Origin of the sequence: Sphingomonas sp. BAUL-RG-20F-R05-02 (assembly GCF_022662305.1) — a bacterium.
In the GTDB taxonomy this organism is placed as follows: domain Bacteria; phylum Pseudomonadota; class Alphaproteobacteria; order Sphingomonadales; family Sphingomonadaceae; genus Sphingomonas.
Genome location: NZ_JAKNQH010000017.1, coordinates 14,281 through 30,613 on the forward strand (window position 1 = coordinate 14,281; position 16,333 = coordinate 30,613).

13 protein-coding genes are annotated in these 16,333 nt (G+C 65.4%); 8 read left to right on the forward strand and 5 right to left on the reverse strand.

The window, feature by feature from the left end:
- Positions 1-34: 34 nt before the first annotated feature.
- The gene (locus L8F97_RS22890; protein ID WP_242154002.1) at positions 35-1,489 is read right to left on the reverse strand and encodes a carboxylesterase/lipase family protein; all 1,455 of its coding nucleotides are present in this window, start codon (positions 1,487-1,489) and stop codon (positions 35-37) included.
- Positions 1,486-2,199, reverse strand: a complete 714-nt coding sequence (locus L8F97_RS19465; RefSeq protein ID WP_242154056.1) for a GDSL-type esterase/lipase family protein — start codon at positions 2,197-2,199, stop codon at positions 1,486-1,488. The genes L8F97_RS22890 and L8F97_RS19465 overlap by 4 nt, the downstream gene beginning before the upstream one ends.
- 238 nt (positions 2,200-2,437) lie before the next feature.
- Here L8F97_RS19465 and L8F97_RS19470 point away from each other — a divergent pair, with 238 nt between their 5' ends.
- Positions 2,438-2,689, forward strand: coding sequence for a hypothetical protein (locus tag L8F97_RS19470; RefSeq protein ID WP_242154004.1), 252 nt, complete (start codon positions 2,438-2,440; stop codon positions 2,687-2,689).
- Positions 2,690-3,121: 432 nt separating this feature from the next.
- On the opposite strand, the gene L8F97_RS23005 is transcribed toward L8F97_RS19470, so the two are convergent.
- Positions 3,122-3,244 carry an SDR family oxidoreductase gene (locus L8F97_RS23005; RefSeq protein ID WP_409929066.1) on the reverse strand — a complete coding sequence of 41 codons (123 nt, stop codon included), beginning with the start codon at positions 3,242-3,244 and terminating at the stop codon, positions 3,122-3,124.
- A 112-nt stretch (positions 3,245-3,356) separates the two neighbouring features.
- Here L8F97_RS23005 and rpsU point away from each other — a divergent pair, with 112 nt between their 5' ends.
- The gene (gene rpsU / locus L8F97_RS19475; RefSeq protein WP_242154007.1) at positions 3,357-3,557 is read left to right on the forward strand and encodes a 30S ribosomal protein S21; all 201 of its coding nucleotides are present in this window, start codon (positions 3,357-3,359) and stop codon (positions 3,555-3,557) included.
- Between the two features lie 148 nt (positions 3,558-3,705).
- On the opposite strand, the gene L8F97_RS19480 is transcribed toward rpsU, so the two are convergent.
- Positions 3,706-7,122, reverse strand: a complete 3,417-nt coding sequence (locus L8F97_RS19480; protein WP_242154009.1) for a hypothetical protein — start codon at positions 7,120-7,122, stop codon at positions 3,706-3,708.
- On the reverse strand, positions 7,110-10,226 hold the full coding sequence (locus L8F97_RS19485) for a hypothetical protein (protein ID WP_242154011.1): 3,117 nt from the start codon (positions 10,224-10,226) through the stop codon (positions 7,110-7,112). The genes L8F97_RS19480 and L8F97_RS19485 overlap by 13 nt, the downstream gene beginning before the upstream one ends.
- Before the next feature lie 100 nt (positions 10,227-10,326).
- Here L8F97_RS19485 and L8F97_RS22895 point away from each other — a divergent pair, with 100 nt between their 5' ends.
- The 6 genes from L8F97_RS22895 (at position 10,327) to L8F97_RS19515 (ending at position 16,331) form a co-directional block, all read left to right on the forward strand.
- A complete protein-coding gene (locus L8F97_RS22895) occupies positions 10,327-11,622 on the forward strand; it encodes a helix-turn-helix transcriptional regulator (RefSeq protein ID WP_242154012.1) in 1,296 nt (431 codons plus the stop codon).
- A gap of 551 nt (positions 11,623-12,173) precedes the next feature.
- Complete coding sequence (locus L8F97_RS19495; RefSeq protein ID WP_242154014.1) at positions 12,174-13,523, forward strand: hypothetical protein; 1,350 nt, start codon at positions 12,174-12,176, stop codon at positions 13,521-13,523.
- A 243-nt stretch (positions 13,524-13,766) separates the two neighbouring features.
- Entirely contained in the window at positions 13,767-13,985 is a 219-nt protein-coding gene (locus L8F97_RS19500) for a hypothetical protein (protein ID WP_242154016.1), read from the forward strand.
- 166 nt (positions 13,986-14,151) lie between these two features.
- Entirely contained in the window at positions 14,152-14,793 is a 642-nt protein-coding gene (locus L8F97_RS19505; protein WP_242154018.1) for a hypothetical protein, read from the forward strand.
- A 326-nt stretch (positions 14,794-15,119) separates the two neighbouring features.
- Complete coding sequence (locus L8F97_RS19510; protein WP_242154020.1) at positions 15,120-15,638, forward strand: hypothetical protein; 519 nt, start codon at positions 15,120-15,122, stop codon at positions 15,636-15,638.
- A 165-nt stretch (positions 15,639-15,803) separates the two neighbouring features.
- The gene (locus tag L8F97_RS19515) at positions 15,804-16,331 is read left to right on the forward strand and encodes a hypothetical protein (RefSeq protein ID WP_242154022.1); all 528 of its coding nucleotides are present in this window, start codon (positions 15,804-15,806) and stop codon (positions 16,329-16,331) included.
- The last annotated feature ends 2 nt before the right edge of the window (positions 16,332-16,333 follow it).

The following is a 16,333-nucleotide window of genomic DNA, read 5'->3' on the forward strand; positions in this document are numbered from 1 at the left end:
ATCGATCCCGAAGCTACGCGGCGGACGCAGGTCGTCAAGGCAGCGTCCGGTCCCGGCAGACGACATCCTCCGCCGCCGACTGCGGGTCGGCGACATCTTGCCCGAAGACCATCCGCACAGGGGCGTCGGCATGGTAGCGGCTCCATCGGGGCAGCGACGCCCCATTGGGGTCGCCGCTGCGCGCGAAGTTCAGCCAATAAGTCTGCATGGGCGCCGCGCCGCCTCTGCCGGGCGCTAGGACCGACGTGATTTCAGATCCGTGCGCTACGGGTTTACCTGAATCGCCGACATGATCGAATCGGTAGAGCCAAACCGCTCCGCCCGTTGCGGTTCTGCCGCGAGCCATCACCTCCGCCGGACAACGGAAGATCAGATCGGTCGTGATCGCGAGCGGCGAAGCCAGATCGCGCCCGGACAACTGGTAATATGCGAGAACCTGCGGCGCGCGCGTTCCGAACGATCGATTGATGACGCCACGCGGATCAGCCGAGATGTCGCTTGTGGCAAACTCCTGGGAGTTCGTGCCGATGATGAGTGGACGTCGGTCGGTCGATCGCGCCAGAAGACGCTGCGGTGAAGCAGGCAGGACGGCCCCGTCGACCGTCATCTGCAGCCAGATAAAACTGTCATCGCCGAGATCGGGAACGTGGATGTCGTCGGCGGCGCGCAGTAGGCGTGCGACCGGCAACGTCCGCAGCGTTCGGGCATCGGCGTGAAGCGGGGCACCGGCGAGATGAGCAAGACGGTCCCCAAGAACTTCGGCGGCGCCAAGTGTCCGCGACGGCACGCCGAAGCCCGGCGCACCGCTCTCCTCGATCGCGCGCGCGAAGAGCGCGCGGCTCGCCGGCATCAACAGGTGGAGACCTATGTCCTGCGCACCCGCCGATTCACCGAACAACGTGATACGAGCGGGATCACCGCCGAACCTCGCGATGTTGCGCTTGATCCAGCGCAGCGCCGCCTGCTGATCCATCAACCCGTAATTGCCCGAGACGTGGCTTGGGGACTCGGCGCTCAACGCAGGGTGGGAGAGGAAGCCGAGCGTTCCAAGCCGGTAGTTGAAATCCACGAGAACGAAGCCCTTGGCCACAATGCCGGACTCGATGGCGCCCACACCGCTGCCGGCACGGTTTCCACCACCATGGACCCAGACCATGACCGGCAATGGCGCTAAAGGCGAGAGCATCGGCGTCCGCACCTCAAGCGTTAGACAATCTTCCTGGCCTGATAGGGCATCGTGGTGGTTCCAGTCGCCGTAGTCGCTCTGGGGACAAGGAGCGCCCGGCTCGACCGCCGCTCGTGGCCTGCGCCATCGCATCGACTGTGGTGGCTTCCAGCGTAGATTGCCAATGGGTGGACGCGCATACGGGATGCCGCGAAAGGCGAGAGTTCCGTCCGCCCTCAGCGTACCGACGACAGGCCCTTGCGTCGTGTCGACCTGCGGACCGGCCGATGCCGCGAGGCTCGCGGCGATAAGGATCGCGATCACTGCCGGGTGTCGGCTGTGGGCCGGGGGTTGTGAAGCGCCCGAGCCCGGGCGATCGCGTCCATGGCTACCGGCACCATGACGTCGAACCCCGCCGGACTGGGGTGAACGCCATCGATCGTCCATTCCGGCCGGAAACCGCCCTGCCCGTCGTTCAGGACCGACCAGTAATCGGCGTAGATCGCGCCGGAGCGCGCGGCATAGGCCCTGATCCACGCGTTGATGCGCGCGATCCGGTGCGTCACCTCCAAGCCTGGCCGCCATGCGAAATGCGACGCGGGCGGGATCGAGGCGAGGATAACCCGAATGTGATGCGCATACGCCAACTCGACCATTGTCTGGAGATTGGCCTCGGTCTGCTCGTCCGTCATCGGGCCAGTATTGCTGGCGATATCGTTGGTGCCGGCCATGATCTGAACGACATCTGGTCTAAGATCAATGACATCTTGCCGGAAGCGGACCAGCATCTGCGGCGTGGTCTGTCCACCGATCCCACGATCGATGCGGCCGTCTGTGAAAAAGCCCGACTTGGCGTCGCGCCACATCTGCGTGATCGAGTCCCCGACGAACACGATGCGGGGGGCTGCGCGATCACGGCTCAGCGCAGCATTCTCTGCTTGATAGCGCGTCATCCACGCCCAATCGATCTTGAGCCGCTGCTCGACCAGCGGTTCGTTCTGCTGCGCCGCGACAGGAAACGCAGCGAAAAGCATAAGCGGCACGAGAAATGCTAACTGGAGGTGCTTCACATTCTCTCCTCACGATGTGACCTGCGTTTTCTCATGTGAACGTATCTTGGCCAACAACCGGCGGGTCTCACCAATTTAAGAAAAAATCAATCTTATTTGTTTAATCGCCGGGTTGCCTCGTTTACAATGCGCAACCCGATTGGGCTCTAACAGGCTGCGGAGATAGGCGCGTTTGAGGCGGATCTGACAACTTCGCCCTTTAATGGCAGCTTTTAAGAGTGGCGAGCGCTTCCTGATCACGGCGTTGGTTCGCGGCACCGACACGCTTCTCGCCAGCGCGACGATGGGCAGCTTCAGTTACCAGCGGCAGGACATCCGTCCCGATCATGACTTCGTTGACATGATTTCTAATCACGACGGCGTCCTGCATCTGGACATGGCGCTGCTGCATGACACTCGACCACTACTGGCGACAGGGCCGGTGGGTAACATGAACACGGCCCCCAGAGGTTGACGACACCTCATATCAGATCGTAGCTATTCGGGAAAAATCGGCTCGTCTGCTATGTTTCGGGTCGCTACGGTTTCGAGACCGACCCAATCCGGCAGTTCGCAGCCTCTCTTCGTATCCCCAACTTCGGCGGTGCGTTCACCTCGCTTGAGCGGCGGCATCGGGATGCTGCTCATCACGATCGAAGGACGCTATTTACGACAGACCAGTCTTTCACGCCGAGTTCGCCGAGCGAAGCGTTTCGGCAAGAAGCGGCCAGCTCGGGCGGGTCCAGTGCCCACCACAGTGTAGATGAAAAATCGGGGCGACCAGCCCCATCGACGGACATCGCCGCACCGGTGACAAACGCGCCCAGATCAGCACTCATCCAAAGCACTGCATCGGCAATCTCCTCTGGTTTACCAGTCGGCCAACGGGCTCAAGATCGTTCGCCTTCTAGATGTCGCCGTTAGTAAAGCGATCCATCATCGGCGTCTCGATGTTCCCTGGCAGGATCGCGTTTACGCGAATGCTCTGCTTGGTTAAATCGAGCGCCGCGGCCTTGGTTCGGCCGATAATCGCGTGCTTGGAGGCGCTGTTGGACGCGCCGCCAGAAACACCGCGAACGCCGGCACCCTACGACATGTTGACGATCAAACCACTGCCCTGACGCACCATCTGAATCAGCCTTATGCAGATCATCGTCCGTGACAACAATGTCGACCCGGCCTTGCGCGTCCTCAAGAAGAAGCTGCAGCGGGAGGGGGTTCACCGGGAGATGAAGCTGCGCCGCCACTACGAGAAGCCGTCGGAACGCCGCGCACGAGAACACGCAGCGGCCATCAGCCGGGCGCGAAAGGCAGACCGCAAACGCGCCGAGCGCGACCGCTAATCGGGAATTTGTCGTGCGGCGGATGAGAGTTGTTCGCCCACGCCGCGCCCGATCTGGCCAGCACGATCAACATGGCCGCGATAGGATCACAAGTAGACCAAGGCCGTACGATGATCGGCTTGGATCGCACGCATGTCACGGCCTTCCATCAATCCAGTGGAACGTGATCCACGAAGACGACGCGCGATCGCAGCGGGCTCTCCTGGTCAGCCGCCGGCGAAGGCGCCACGTGTTCGATCTCGGTGATGCGGATGCGTCGCCGCCCGGCTCCCGCAGGCAGCGGCATCGATGCCGCTGCGCCTAGCGCGACCTCCTGGGAGGCACCCACCTGACGCCATCCGGGCAGTGACGCGTCGTCGGACAGGATCGACGGCAAGCCCGCGTCCAACTTGCCGCCGCTAGCCTCCTCCACGACGAACTCCACGGTGTTCGGCACAGGTCCGACCGGCCCGGTCCCATCAAGCCTTGCGTCGGCCCGTCCGTCCGCCCTCGTGACAGTCACGGTTCGGCGCGGCATCAGCGGGACGAAGTCCGTCCGGGCGATCTCGGACAGCATCAGTCCGTCCAGGCTCTCAGGCTGATAGCGAGCGAGCGCCAAACGAACGAGAGGCGCGTAACCCGCATCCGCCCATCCGGCGATTTCGATGTCACAGCACCATCGCGCCTGCGCCGGGTCGAAGAACGGCTGATGCGGAACAACTTGGACGGCCGTCGATGAACCCGGTGGCGTCAACACCGCGACGGAGCCGGCCGCAACCGGAAATTGGTCGGCGGTCGGCCACCGCTTCGTGGCAGCCGTCGCCCAGATCGGATCGCGGCCCGCTTCGCTTAGAATCGGCTGCACCTCCGGAGCTGGTGCATCATCCGCAGGCACGATGACCGCGAGCCGCTCCCCCTCGCCGGTGACGAACCACGGCCGCTGCAACGCGACCCGCAGCAGACCCTCGCGTACATGCGTCACCGTCCCGCCTGCGGTTTCGGAGGTCCAGCGGAACGCAGGGTAAGCCGCAAGGACCTTCAGCGCCGCCGGCCGAGCGGAGTTCGGTATTGAGACCGATTCCGGCGCTCCGACCGCGGCAAACCACTCGTCGGGCTCGTCGGCGAAGAAGCAGTGCCGGAAGCGGCTGATCGCGCGCACGGTGTAGCGGACGATGCGGTGGCGCGTGTCGCCGAACTCCTGGACGATCGGCTCCGAGAAGGTGCGATCACCTCGGTCCACGGTGACGTCCCGGAGGCTGCGCGCCGCGACGACCCGAGTCTCGGCATCGTCCGGCTCGGTCCAGTCTGCGCCGATCTCCACCTTCGCGGTGCTCTCCGGATCTAGCTGGAACAAATCCAGCTCCGGAATCAGCTCCGCCTGTGTCGCGCCCGCCTCCCGCGACGACAGGATGCCGCCTGTCGGATCCCGCAGCGGCTTGCGCGTAGCATGGGTCACCTGAATGGTTATCGCCGGCGTGACGACCGGGTGGCGCCCGACCCGCGCGAGAGCCGCCGCCGCCGGATCCAGGTCCAACTTAGCGGCCATGTGCGCTTCGAACGTCTCACGCAGCGTGGACGAAAGCTCCACCGTCACCGCAGCGGCTTGCGCGAGCACGACGGCGAGATCGTCCCCGCGCCAGCCCAGCTCGGGCTCGAGCGCATCCACCCTTCCCTGGGCGACGATCCGCTTGGCGACGACGTCCGGCCATGTCGGCCATGCGAGCACCGCCGGCGCGGGCAGTCCGATCGCGAAGCCCGCTACCCCGTTGGCGGCAGGGTCCGGCAGAGCCAGGCCCCTCGCCGGATCATCGCCCGTGACGACCGGGGCGATGATCTTCCAGCTCTGCTCCGCCGTCTTGTCGTCCAGCATCTTGTGCTGTTCGGCCATTCCGATGGCCGCACGCGGCGGCTCGATAATGCGTTCGGCAATCTTCGGATAGGCGGGATTTGCGGCGGCGAACTCGGCCGGGGTCATACCTCTGTCGCTACGTACGACGAGATCGGTGACGCTCTCTCCCGGCGCGGCCGGCGCGTCGTCGGGGGGCAGCAGGTGCGGTGATCCGACCGGTTCGTAGCGACCGTAGGAGACGACGCCGGTGACGTGGCGCTCGGCAAGCGGATCATCGAGCGCCAACCCGCCGCCGGCGATGTCTGCGACGCGCAGTCGCAGTCGGTAGCTGGCGCCGAAGCGCAGCCGCGGCTGCGCACCAGGCACCGCGGCGAAGCTCCAGCCGAGCCGTCGCATCGGGTCGGGCTCCGCTGCTTCGACCTCGCTCGCCACGAAGTTCGGACGTCGGCTGGAATGGTTCCAGCCGGTCCAGCGCGCGACGATGTCGTCGGTCCGGAGCACGCCGTCGCCGTAGTCGAGCGCCGCGCCGGCCTTGATGTGACCTTCCTCGACGAGCGTGCCAATGCCCAGTGGCACGCCCGCGATCAGATACGTCGCCTCACGCGAACTGAGCGAACGCCATGCGTCCCCCTCGCGCTTGACGTCCAGGCGGTAGCCGAGAAGCAGGTGCTCGGCATCCAACGGTGCCGCGAACCGATTGGCATTGGCCGCCCGGACCCGCGCGTTGCGGACATTCATAGCCGCGCCCATGTCGAACCTGGCGAGCGCGATCCCGCCCGAGCGCAACGCCGGAAGGACCGGGACAGCGTCGTCGGCCGCTCCCGCGGCTATGCGGGCGCTCAGATCGCGCAGCGCGCCCACGCCTGCGTCTACGTCGACGGTCAGCACGCGCCAGCCGGCCGCGTCTTCGACAAGCCGCTCCACGTCATCCGGCCGCGGAGGCCCGTCTCCGACGACCGCGTCGCCGATCTTCACCATGCCCGCATCGATCGCGCCGCCGGACATCGCCATGAAGCGGCCACCGCTGAGCTCATAGGCTGTCCAGGGCGACATGATCGCCGGCACACCTGCGGGCAGGCCCGTGCATTCGACGCTCACGACCCCGCCGCCTCTCGCCAGCAGTGCCGGCGGAGGAGCGCTGATCTCGACGGTGAGGATCAGCCCAAGCGCCTTCTGCACTGTCGGGTGTTCGCGCAGGAGGCCGACCAGATCATGAAAGTCCAGCACCTCGTCCTCTCGTGCCGCAGCCGCGCGAAACCGGGGCGGGGGAGGCAGCGGAACCGACAAAGCATTGCGTTCAAGAGCGGCGACGAGCGGATCGGCGCCTGCCATCAGACGCTCGCCGTTCGGAGCGGCCGCAGCGGCGACAGCCGCGTGGAAGACCGCCTCCACCGCCGCGCCATCCTCTCCGACCGGTTGGACGAGCACCTCACCGATTATCTCGGGTCCGTTGTCGGCGCGGATGGGCGTGTCAGGCGGAAAGTAGCGCGTCCATAGCGACGGCTCCGCCTCCGGCTTCAGTGTGGCATCCGGAGTGAAATCGGGCTCATCCCCGATCTCCTTCGCGAACAGCAGTCGTATGCGCGCGGTCGCCAGCTCGGCGGGTGGCCATGATGCCATCCCGGCGGATGCGAGCGTAGCGGATTCGAGCCGCGGCGTGACGACCACGTGCGCGCGCAGCGCCCCGGTTTCGGCAACGTGCCCGGCGGGTACGACGGCCCAGATCAAGCTGTCCATGTGGAAAACGCCTGCCAATAGTTGTGCCACTCGCGTTCGGCATCTCCCGGTGCGAGACGCTCGTCCCCTCCACCTGCAATCAGGCGCTGGTGTTCCGCCTTCTTGCTGCCGGCAAGGATCCATTCACCGCTGTCGAGCTTCACGGATCGCGAGAAGAACAGCACGTGTATCTCGATCACTAGAGTAGCCCGGCCGGACAGGATGTTGTCGTCCGGATCGTACTCGAGCATCAGCACCAGCTCGATCGCGACGGAGACGATGCCCAGCACGTCGATGCTGCCGCCAAGCCGCAGGGTTGCCATGAACTGCGAGCCGTTCGGACCGACCTTGAGCTGGACCGCGCCATAGGCGTGGACCTCTCCCTTGGCGATCACGAAGGAGACGGAGACGAAGGCGCCGAACTGAAGGAGCAGGTCCACCGCCTGAATCTCGCCGCTGCCCATGGTGATGAGGAAGTATCCACCGCCGCCGAAGATCGTCACGGCGAGAACGAACGGATTCTCGGGCCGCGCAAAGCTGAGTGTGATCCTGACGGCGTCGCCGTTGAACGGGATGTCTATGTCGATCGACACGCCCATGTTGCGCATCAGGAATACGCCGGCAGCGACCTCCGGCAGCACGAAGGCATAGCCGGCTGCAATCCCGGTCGGCGTTCGACGGACTACGATGCCGGGGTTGCGGGCGGAGAAGTACCGGAGCACCTCCTCCTGCAATGTGCGTAGCAGAGCCAACGCGCCTTCGAGTTCGAAGTCGAAGCCCTCGACCTGCACCGCAGGCGGCCTGCCCTTCTCCTGAACCATGCGGAGCGATTTGAACGAGAGCGTGACGACCGTGTCCGTTGGAGGCAGCGCCAATGCGAACTCACGCACCGTCGCGGTCGTGACGCTGTCCTCCGCGACGACGCGCACCTCGAGATCCAGTTCGCATGAGCCCGCCGTCGCGGGAGGTCGCGCTACGCGCGGACGGAAGATGCCTGCGGCCTTGAGGGGCAGCTTCAGCCATTCCATACGCACGCCGATCGGCCTGACGCCGTCGAGCACGGGAACGATTGTGGGACCGCCGGGGATGGTCACGCCCTGGCGCGCGGAGTCGATCAACTCGCCCAGCGAAAGTCCAAGCAGCCTGGTCTCCTTGTAGAGCGAAGCGAAGTCGGGGAGTTCGGCCTCGTCCAGCACCGAGCGGGCGACCGGTCCCAGGGTTCGCGACAGCGCGTCCGCACCGAACACAGGCGCAACCAGGCCGCCGGCACGATCGGCATGGGCGAGAAAGTTGATCGCGATGGGAAGCGTCGGGACGAGCGGTGACTTCACTGCGTCCGCCGCGGTGTTGTAGGCCAGCGAGATCAGCTTGTCCTCGTTTGGCAGCAGCGCACGCAGTGCGGCAACCTTGGCTTCGATCCCTGCGATCCGCGGCGCGAACTGCTCCACCGCGTCGACCGCCTCGATGACGAGCTTGTGGATCTCATGAACGTCGCCGGGCAGCGGCGCGGCGTCCTGCACGAGGTCGAAGGACACGCCGCCAGCGAGGTCGACGTGGCCCGCCTCGTCGCCCTGCCATTTCGAGCGGAGCGTGCGCGCGATCCCGGGATCGGTGAGCGAGGAGAAGTCGGGCCAGTGAAGATCGCCCACGGTCGTGACGTCGTTGACGAACATCAGGGGGATGCGGACGACCAGGTCCCCGCGCGGCGTGGCCAGCCGGACATCGAACGGCAGCCTGGCGCCGCTCACGTCACCCGGCCAGAACGCGACCACGGCCGGGTTCGCGAGGACTAGCTTGATCGCCTCGATGCGCGCCTTCAGGTCCGCAGACTCCCGAGCGATCGCTCGAAGTCTATCGACGATCCCTGCCGCTTCGGCCTTGAAGTCGGCGATCGCCTCTTTGATCAAAGGCCAGATCTCGCGCTGGCGCTTCAATGCCGCCGCCAACGCCGCCTTAACTGCGGCAACACCGCTCGGAACCTCGTCGCCGGTTGGATTGTCGAGTTCGGATTGCCACTGCTCGATCTGCGCGCCCAGCTCCTCGTATTCGGCCGCGTTCGGATCGCCGAGAACGAGGGAAAGGTTGCCCAGCGGCGCGCTCAGGCCCTGACTGATCTCCTCCCCGCGGGCCTGGAGCGCCTCGGCCTCCTTGCTGAAATCGGCCTGCTGCTGCTCTTCGGGAAGGTCGATTTCGGGCACGGGGCGCCGGGTGACGTTTACCTCGGCGGCATAGGCAAGCTTGCGGGTCAGGATCTCGACCTGCGCGAAGCGGAAATCTTCGCGAGGCGTGCTACGCACCGGCTCGTCGACGACGATGTACCGGAAGGTCCGAATGGCCGCGGCGGCACCCGCTTCGTCGCCGATCGTCCGTTCGCTGATGCTCACGCTGCGGGCGCGGTGGCCGAGGGGATAGAGCAGCCCCTTGGACTCGATCATGACCCGCTGGTCGCGTCCCTGAGCGGTGTGATGCGACCAGCGGAAGGTGTCGCTGGCCAGTTCGGCATCGAGACTAGCACCCAACGCGCCCATGGAGAGAGTACCCGTCACGCCGGTGCCCGATCCGACGATCCGGAGCCGCTCGTCGTACGTGAGCGCGAGCGTTCCGTTGAGGCCGAGATCACGCGCAGCGAGCGGTCGCAGCCGAACCAGGCCATCCACGCCGTGCAACTCGATCTGCCACAGCCCGGTCGTGTCGGTCGCGCCGGCGATCGGGGCGGTCGCAGCGTCCGCGCCGCCGTCCGCAGCGTCGACCGTCAGGATCAGCCCTGCCGGGACCTCGAGCCGCGTGCCGGTGGCATCGTCGGCAGAGCCTGCTGCGACCAGCAAGCCTTGCGAAATGCCGGTAAGCAAACCTTCCGCGGACAGGGCGATGCGGGTGCCGGCCGGCAGCGCGAAGGAGAGCCGGCTTGGACCGGCGAGGCGCGCATCCGCCAAGACGCCCCCCATGAAGGACTGCTCGCCTATAGCCTGCGGCGGTAACGTCAGCGTCAGAGTCGCCCCCTCCCCGGCCACCAGCAGAGGCTCGTCGCCGGCGACATCCACATCGACGTTCGACCAGTGGACACCCACGCGGACGAAGTCCGCGGGACGGTTCAGCAGGAGGAAGGGATCACCTGCCCGGATCACCGCAAGATGGTCCGAAGAGAATAGTCGTGCAATATCTGGATGATATTCATCCAGATGACGTGAAGTAGCGAGCCGGCTCTCATGCTGGACACCCCCTGACGTGCACCGCAACCGCCATGCGGCTGTTCGGCAGACCTCACGACTATCGCGGATCTTCGCGACCGGCCTCCTCCTTTTGGGGGAGACACTTGCCGAATTCTTCAATCGCGATAATCTCGACTTCCCGAAACTTGGCGAAGGACGTCGCGTGACCTCGCATATCGATCCGGACCGTCTGTCGTTGCTGATCGGACTGATCTACGACGCCGCCCTCGACACGGCATGCTGGCCGGTGGCGATGGAGGCCATTCGCATCGAACTGAACTGCGCCAACGCCGCCCTCGCGCTGCAGACGATGCCGGACGGCGCCTTCATCCTTCACCTGAACACAAACATTCCGAAGCACTACGAGAAGCGCATGGCCGGCTACGCGGCGGATGTGATGGAGCAGTGGGGCGGCGTCGAGCGGATGATGACGCTGCCCATGGACGAGCCGCACATTCTGTCGCGGATTAATCCCGCCGCCATCGACCCAGAGCGTACCGTGAACCGATACACGATCGAATGGGCCCTCCCGCAGAACCTGCACGACGTTCTCGCGATCGGGCTGGCGCGCGACGCCGCGGCGATCGGGTCGCTGGCGTTCGGTCGCAGGCGAGACGCCGGGCCGTTCGAAGCGCGCGAGCTGGCCATCGCGCGCCTGCTGATCCCGCACCTCCAGCGCGCCGCGACCATCAATCGGCTATTGGAGGCCGCAGCCCTCGCACGGGCCACCCTCGAAGCCACCATAGACACACTGAGCGTCGCGATCACCCTGGTGGACGAGCGGATGCGTATCCTCTTCGCCAACGCCGCGGCAAGGACGATGCTTACCCGCGGCGACCCCATCCATAACCACCAGGGAAAGCTCGGCGCCACCGGCCAGCCGGCGAGCCGGGCGCTGCAGGTGGCGGTGGCGCAGGCCTCGACGGATGCCGGGGCGCTCGGCCGACGGGGCTTGGGCATTCCGGTCTACCGGAACAGCGAGGCGAGCGTCCTATACGTCCTACCGCTCAGGACGTGTTCCGCCTCCCCCTCACACGCGTCCGTGGCCGTGTTCGTTTCCGACACCGCGACCCCGTTCGTGCCCCCCACCGAACTCGTCGCCGCGCTGTTCGGCTTGACCCCGGCGGAATCGCGGGTGTTCCAGCGCATCGCAGGCGGCGAGAGCCTTGCCGAGACCGCTGCCGCGCTCGAAGTGCAGTCGAGCACGGTGAAGACTCATCTCAACGCGGTGTACGAGAAGACGGGCGTGCGACGACGTGCCGGCCTGCAGCGGATCGCATCCGCGCTGGTGCTTCCGGTCGCGGTCGGGTGATCGGCCGAGACGTGGTAGTACGCGAAGGGCCCGTCGCGGTTCGCCCGAGGCGCAAGTCCGCTTGCAATTAGCCCGGAGCGCTGGCGCGGGGCGGATCCGCTTGGACCCCCATGAGCTTCACCAGTACAGTTGCGACCTCGCGAAAGTGCAGCAGAATGCTCTTGGCGCCCGAGGCGAGTGGCCAAAAGCTCCGTCTCACCCAGATCAAACCGCCCCCCATCGCCACGTCACCAAAAAGCAAGCGGGGTCGCATGAACCGGTTCGAAGCCGGTAAGACCTCAACATCGTCAGAGCGCGTAAGCGCACCTGCTGTGCCGGTCGCGGCTTCAATAACGCTCGACCGTCTCAATCGTGCGACCGTATCCAGCTCGGAGCAATCTCCTCACGCTGCGTCAGCAGCCTCGTCCACGCCAACCCATTGGTCAGTTGGCACCCTCAGAAAAACTCGGCGCCATCGTCGATCTCGTCGGAGGAAGGTGGCAAGATCTACAGCTTGTTAGCTCCTGTCAGGCATCGTGATCTGCGGTCCAAATCCTACAGGGGAAAATTGAATGTTCCGGGAAAGTCAAAGCCAGTTTGAAACGACACGCATTCCAGCGTGCTACCGCCATTTCGTTATGGGTAACGGCACGTCCGTCGCCGACGCGCTCTCGTCTGCACTCGACCTAGACCTCCGCATCAGCGGTCGCTTGGACGGTGCGGAGGTTCTGAACGCGCTTAGAGAGGAGGAAATCGACAAGCTCGCCGCCCAGCTGCAGGTCGTGTTCGAGGTGAAGCACTTCGAGTTCACCCTTCCCCTCGGCACCATCGTCAAGTCCCATGCCATCGGGGAGGTGCGGTTCGGGGGCGAGGCATGGGCGCTGGACGCAGGCAGGCCCGGACTGCATCCGGCGGAAACGATGCGTCGCGACGCTCATGGTCCCAACTTCGACCTGCTTCTCGCGGAGATCAAACGCGCGACCCGCAAGCTCGCATGCCGGCGTCTCGGCTTCCCGCAGCCGGTCTTCATCGTCGACAGTGAAGCTCGCCATCTCCTGCAGTTCCCCCCGTGCCAAGAGGCCGGTGGCGTTGTTCTGCAACTATGGGCGAACGGCACGGAAGCGCCGCGCTTCGCTGCGGCGTCATCGGCGCAGATCATCGAGTTCGCCGAGTCCGTTGTCGCCGACATGCGAACGTTTTGGAAGCGGCGCAAGGCGATCGCCATTCGCGCAAAGGAGGTCCGCGATCTCGTCGATGCCGTCGCGGTCGAACATGATGCCGAGATACAACTCGTCGCGGTCGATCTCAGCTATCAGCGCGAAGACGAGAATATCGACATGTACGTCCAATACCTCGCGGTCGACGAGGCAATGCGCACCGGTCCAGTTCTCGATTTTCTGCCGTGCCGCGATCACATCACCTCGGAGTTCTACTTCGGGCCATTCGGCGTCACCCGCCGGCCCGAGGATCTTGCCAAACTGCGCTCGCTAGGGGCAGACGGACGCATCGACGACATGGCCGCCGCGGTTGCCACCGTGGCCCCCGGCGGGGCCGCCGCAGTGTTCGCGAAGCTCGCCACGGAGTACGAGACGACCTTCGAAGTTCCGACAGGTGGCGCGCCGATGTTCGTCACCCTCTACTGGCGAGACGGCACGATCAAGGCCGAGATCTCCATGGCCGGCTCGCTGGACTGGTGCCGCACGGAACTCGAGATCCTGGGCCATTCCCTTCCCGAGACCGTGATCGACACGTTGCCGGGACGAACCGTCGAGAGAATAGCGGAACTGCCATTCGCCTGCCCGTGCAAGGTGGAACGGGCGGAGAGCCTGACCAGGGGATTGCGTCTGAGGCTGCAGGTCGGCGAGCGCCTCATCCACCTGTCCAGCGGACGGATCTGGGATGAACCGATCCGGAAACGCTGATGATCCAGGTGCCGCGGCGGCTCGGATCGGCCGGCTGCGGCACTTGCCGGAGGGAACGCGGCGCTCCCCGCCGAAGCCCGGCCCGGATCGCAATGCCCTGTCGTTGAACGCCAGAACACTTGCTCGTCGGCACTGAACGATACGAGCCGGAGCGGCATTTTCTGGTGAAACCGTCGCGCACGCGCGGCGAACGGCAACGGCGGCCCTCTCCGGAAGCCGAAGCGACACAAAGGAGTGACCAACATGCCTCTATCGCACCTTCCGATAGATACTTCGGGGCTTACACCGAACATCCTGATCGCGGCGGCCAGGATCATGGAGCGACTCGAGGAGATGCGCGCAGGCGAGTATCCAAGGCTCAGCCGACTTGCCGTTCGCGTCGTCGACGACGACATGGAAGGAGCCGAGATCGACTTCATCTTTGAAATCGAACCAGGCCCTTTTCATGGAGACACAGCTTGAGCCGGTCGAGTTCGAGCTGTCGACCGGAGACCCCGCGGATTAATACGCCGCGCAGGCGTGCAGCTACGTCGGCGCGATCCGTGACAACCTGACGGCGAACAGGACGCATCTCGAACTTATCCGCGACAGGGCGTCGGCGCTCGTCTCCGGCGCCGGCGAATACGGATTGCCGATCAGGCTGCTCGATGGGCGCATCAGCGAGTTCGGTGCGTGGACCGGCCCCGCGTCGACCCACTGCAGGATTCTGCTGGAGACGCTCGCCGACAACCTGACCCCCACTATCTCTAGCCTGCATGCGGGGAGCGTGGACGAGCTGGAGCGGCAATTCGACGACGTCGCCGCCGACGTCGAACGGAGATGGGCGGCGAAGCAGACGCTAGACCGGATCGGGTCGCACGGCACGATAGACGCGCTAGCCTTGAACGCGATCCGGCAGCAGGTCGAACTCGCGCCCTTCATGGCGACGCTTCGCGGCCGCTGCCGCGCCTGGCTTCCAGACGAAACGGCGCTGATCTGGCAAGACGGCCACATAAGCTCGGGCGGCGACCCGCTGAACCCGAAGTTCGACTGGACGGGCAACCGCTTCACGATCTGGAACGCCACGCTTCCCGAAGCCAGCAAGATAGCGGCGATCGGCAGGCCTGCGTCGAGCGTCTTCCCCCACCCGCCCTTCAGTCCGGAGATCGTGGTGGAGGACGTCACCGATGGGGTGGACGACCAGGACCATTCCTGTCTGAACCTCCTCCTCGCGATGCCGAGCTTCCACTTCACGGTCGAGGACGGCTCCGTCGATCTGCGACCGGTTTGACGTCAGGCGCGCCGGAGGTAGCAGCGTAGCGCTGACGCAATGTACCCGCGACGATGCGCACCACGCCACCATCGAAGCGAGCTGGCCCATCGCCTTCAACGACGCGTCCCAGGGCGTGGTCGAGCCCCGGCCGAAGCCCGCCTTCAGCAAAGCGTCCCGGTAGCGGATCAGGCCGGCCCATGCGTGGACGTGCTCATGGTCCTCGCGCGCAGTCAGCGTGCGGATGACGACCCGGTCGCACCAGATACTCCTCGGAAAAGGTCAGTTTGGCTCGGCAGGCCGAGGGGAAAAGCCTTCGGCAGAGCCTAACGGCAAGGAGAATACAGATGAATGATTCGATTCGGACGACGACCGGAGCCCGTATCCTGCAGGCCGCCCGGCGTCTTGTCGAAGGCGACATGGCCGACGCTGCAGTGGGCCGTTTCTCACGGACGGTGTTCATCGCCAACCGGAACGGCGACGAGACGCTCGAGAAGTGCACCTTCGAGGCAGCGCTGGAGGAGGGCCTCGGCGCAATTGTCCTGCGGTACGGACGTGATGCGAACTCGACACCCCGCCGGGCGAACCTGGCGTTCATGCACGAGGGTGAACGTCTGGAGATGCGCAACAGCGTGCTCTGGTCGGACGACGACGGACCCATCCTGCTCGTGCCGTTCGACGCCCGTGAGGACTTTCACGTCGGCATCGGGCCGAACGGCCTCGAACGGCGACCGGGCCGACCGGCAGCGCTCCTCGGCCGAGGCATGTCACGTGCAAAGGAGCGTCTCGAACGCACTTCACGCGACCTGCGCGAAAGCGAGCTCGGTCAGACCGTGACGATCCTCACGACGGCCGATGCCGCGTGATGATCCGGGACGGGCTGCCGCCGAGCGATCCGGCTCCCGCGACCTGCAACCCGTTCTCCCGGTTACGCGGTTCCCACGAAACCCGAGCAGCACTCTGAAGATCGAAGTAGCTCCTAATGGGGGAGCGGAAAAGACCGCGACGGTCGCGGTCGGAAAGGAAACGCAATGGACGAGACCATCGAACAGCAGCAGCGGCGCGTGGCCGGCTACATGGCGGCGATCGCGCAGACGCTAAGCGGTCGGCCCGGGCTCCTTGAGGCCTTCATAGACAACGTCGAACTCATCGTAGCCGGATCGGCAGCGAACGTGCTGACACTCCTGCGGTGGGGCGAGCGCATCAGACGGAGCGGGGTGCCGATCCTGCTATTCTCCCCCACCCACGAGCCGACTGTGCCGCAGATCACCCTGATCGCGCACACCGACGGCCGGACCTACATAATCGAGAGCTGCATGCTCTGGATGGGTCGCGACGACGATCGGGCGCGCCTCGTGCCGGCGAACTGCGAACTCGGAGCATTCGTGTTCGGTGACGACCTGACGATCCGGCACCGGAAGCGGGCGCCGGCCCGCAGCCTCTATGCCGCGATGTCGGGCATGAAGCGGGCGTACGGTCGACTGCTCGACCTCGAGATCGAGCAGCGGAGCCGCTGCGCCGAGCTTCCGCTTCCGTCCCTCCTGCCGATCGCGGCCTGAGC